Genomic DNA, 2,815 nt, shown 5'->3' with positions numbered 1-2,815 from the left:
CGCAGGATCTCCTGCATGTCGGCGGCGGGGAGCATGGCCACCAGCTGGTTGGCTGCGGCGGTACGGACCTGCTCCGCCTGCTGCTGGCCCACCAGCGTGCGCCCTGCGGCCACCTCGCTGCGCAGCTGGTCGAACAGCTTGGCCGACTTCGGATCAGCCAGAGCCTGGAGCTCGTTCACGACCCCCTCGGCGCGGGCGCCCAGCGCCGTGCGCAGGGTGTTTGCGATGCGGCCGAGCGCCAGCCCAGAGCCGGCGCCTTTTGCACCACCCTTGTCGGCCAGGTGGGCCATCTCGTAGCCGGTGTCCTGCAGCAGCGCGGTGATGTTTTCCGCGCGCTTGCCGGTGATGCCGCGCTTGTTCAGCGCGGCCTGGGTCTCGGCCGCCAGCATCTCGCCGAAGACCTCGCCCCGGCGCTTGCCCTGAGCAGCAGCCGGGCTGTTCTGGGCACCTTGCACCACGCGGTCGGTGGCGGCGCGACCAGTGCGCTCCTGCCAGGCCTCGTAGCCCTTGGCGGTGTAGTCCTCACCCTGAGCGTTTTTCTTGCGCGCCTCGGCGGCTGCGCCGTCGAACACGGCCTTGCCGAACTTCACGGCGGCTTTGCCTGCCGTCACGGCACCCTTGCCCACGGCACTGGCGCCCTTCGAGGCCAGCTCTCCGAACGCTGCAGCGGCGCGGTCAGCGCGTGTAGCCAGCTGCTCGATCTCGTTGGTTTCGAGCACGTGCTGCGCGCCTTCATCAGCGATGGCCTGCTGCTGGACGTAGTCCTCGGTACCGGCCAAGCGGTCGAGAATCTCGGCTGCCTTGGGGTCTGCCTCAGCCATGTCGCTCAGGCGGTCAGCCACGAGCTGCGTGCGCTTCTCGGATGCGTCGGCGAACCAGGCATCGTTCTTGGTCGGGTCGGCCAGAACTTCAGGAGGTGGTGTGAGGTTCAACAGGTCGCGCTCCTCGGCCGAGACCTTGTAGCGGTCCACCAAGTCCGTGGCGCCGTCGCGCACATCGCCGGCCAGCTTGGCCAGGTCGAGCTTGCCGTCTTCGCCCCGGGCGAGATCCACGAGGTCGCCGAGCTTCTGCTTGCCCGCCGCCAACGCGGGGGCGCCGGCCTCTTTGGCCATGTCGAGAACGTCGCCAGCCTTCGCGCCGATCTGGTCGGCGGTCACACCGGCGCGGCGGTAACCCTTGTCTGCCACTGCACCAGCGACGGTGAATGGGCCCGCCCCGACGGCGCCGCCGGCGAACGAGTTCACGTTCTCCATGAAGTCGCCGCTGGTGTCGCGGTTCGGGTTCAGCATGCCCTGGGCCTGCTGGCTGCCGTAGCTCTGCAGGGCTTCGGTCGTGCCCTCGCCCAGCATCTCCAAGCCGATCTTCGGTACGGTGCCCATGCTCTTGAGGCCGGCGCGCAACCCGGCGCCTGTCAGCTGACGGCCCACGATGGCGGGCAGGGCAGTGTCGAGTGCCCCGGCGCCCACACCGTAGAGGTTTGCGGTGTTGTTCAGCTCTTCTGGTGTGGTGCGCGCCATCAGCTCGGGGTCACGCACCGCGTCGTTGTAGAACTCGCCCTTGAGCTGGCGCTGGTTGATACCGAACGCCGCCAGCGGGGCGCCGACGGCGCCGACCGCGCGGCCCACTTTACCGGCCGCCCCGGGCAGCATGCTGGCCAGACGACCTGCGCCCCCGAGGGCCGTGGCTGCTGCCACCGGCTCGACCATCGACGCAGCGCCCTGCCCTACCTGGCCCGCAGCCCAGCTCAGGCCGTCGCCGATGCCATGGATGTCTTCCAAACGCCCGACTGTCGGGGCCACGCGGGCTTGCTGCTGCTGGAGCGCGCCGATCTGCTGCCGGAGGCCGTCCGCTCGTGCGGTGTCGCCGGCGGCGCGCAGGGAGGCCTCTTCTGCGCCGAGGGCATTGATGTCGGTGCCAATGCGGCCCGCCTCCCAGCCACCGCGAAGGGAGTTGGGGCGGGCAGCTTCGATGTCAGCGGCCTGCCACTGCGCGTCCGGCGCGTTGTCGAGCCCAAAAAGAGGGTCGCGGAGGGTTGCCATGTCGGGGCCTTACTGGCGCGTTGCGCCGTTGTTCTGCAGGATGCGCAGCTGGGATTCGGTCAGAGTGCCTTGGGGCAGGTAGCGCGTGCCGCCGTCACGCAGCGAGATCTTCTTGTCGCCGCTGCGGACATCAGGCGTCGTGAGGCCTTCCCACATCCCTACATCGCTGACCGTGGCGCCGCTCAGGTCGGGCAGCTGGCTGAAGGCGGGAGTGGGTGCGTCGATGCCGACCTTCTGGAACCAGCTGTTGTTGCGCAGGGTGTTCATGCCCTGGACCATGCGGGTCGCGTCCACGACCTTGGTGCGGTTGGCAGCGCGCTGCTCGGCGCTCATGTTTTCCCAACCGGGGACGATTTTTGCTGCCAGGTCGTTGGCAAGCGCCTCTGCGTTCTCGTCGCGCTCGGGGCCATTCTTGCCATCGCGCGTGAACATGTTGTCGAACGTGCTGCGCGCGTCCTTCACATTGCTCTGGGTCCGCGTCTGGTCTGCAGCAGCCATATCTGTGAACTGCTTACCGTCCAGACCGTAGGAGGCGGCGAGTCGGGCGGCCTTGACGGGGTCGCCCCCAGCCGCCTGATAAATGCCGCCCAACGCCTGCTGCTGACGCAGCTTCTGCTGCATCTCCATCTGCTTGTCGGTGAGCTGGGTGTCTGCGCCGTACATCGTGCCGCGCAGGGACGTGTCTGCGCCGTAGCGACGGTCAGCCGAGGCCTCCATGTTGTTGGCGGTGTCGAGCAGCAGACGTGCGTTTTTGCGCGCGCCGAGCTCCCGGGACG

General features: G+C 68.6%; 2 protein-coding genes. Both read right to left on the bottom strand.

The window, feature by feature from the left end; translation table 11 throughout:
* A partial coding sequence (locus DBR23_RS29880) for a hypothetical protein (protein WP_199227650.1) occupies positions 1-2,039 on the bottom strand: 2,039 nt, incomplete at its 3' end.
* Between the two features lie 9 nt (positions 2,040-2,048).
* On the bottom strand, positions 2,049-2,815 hold a 767-nt coding region (locus DBR23_RS06645), incomplete at its 5' end, for a hypothetical protein (RefSeq protein WP_158276431.1).

Source organism: Acidovorax sp. HMWF018, assembly GCF_003061035.1.
GTDB classification, from domain to species: domain Bacteria; phylum Pseudomonadota; class Gammaproteobacteria; order Burkholderiales; family Burkholderiaceae_C; genus Acidovorax; species Acidovorax delafieldii.
This window is presented reverse-complemented; position numbering and strand designations above follow the sequence as displayed.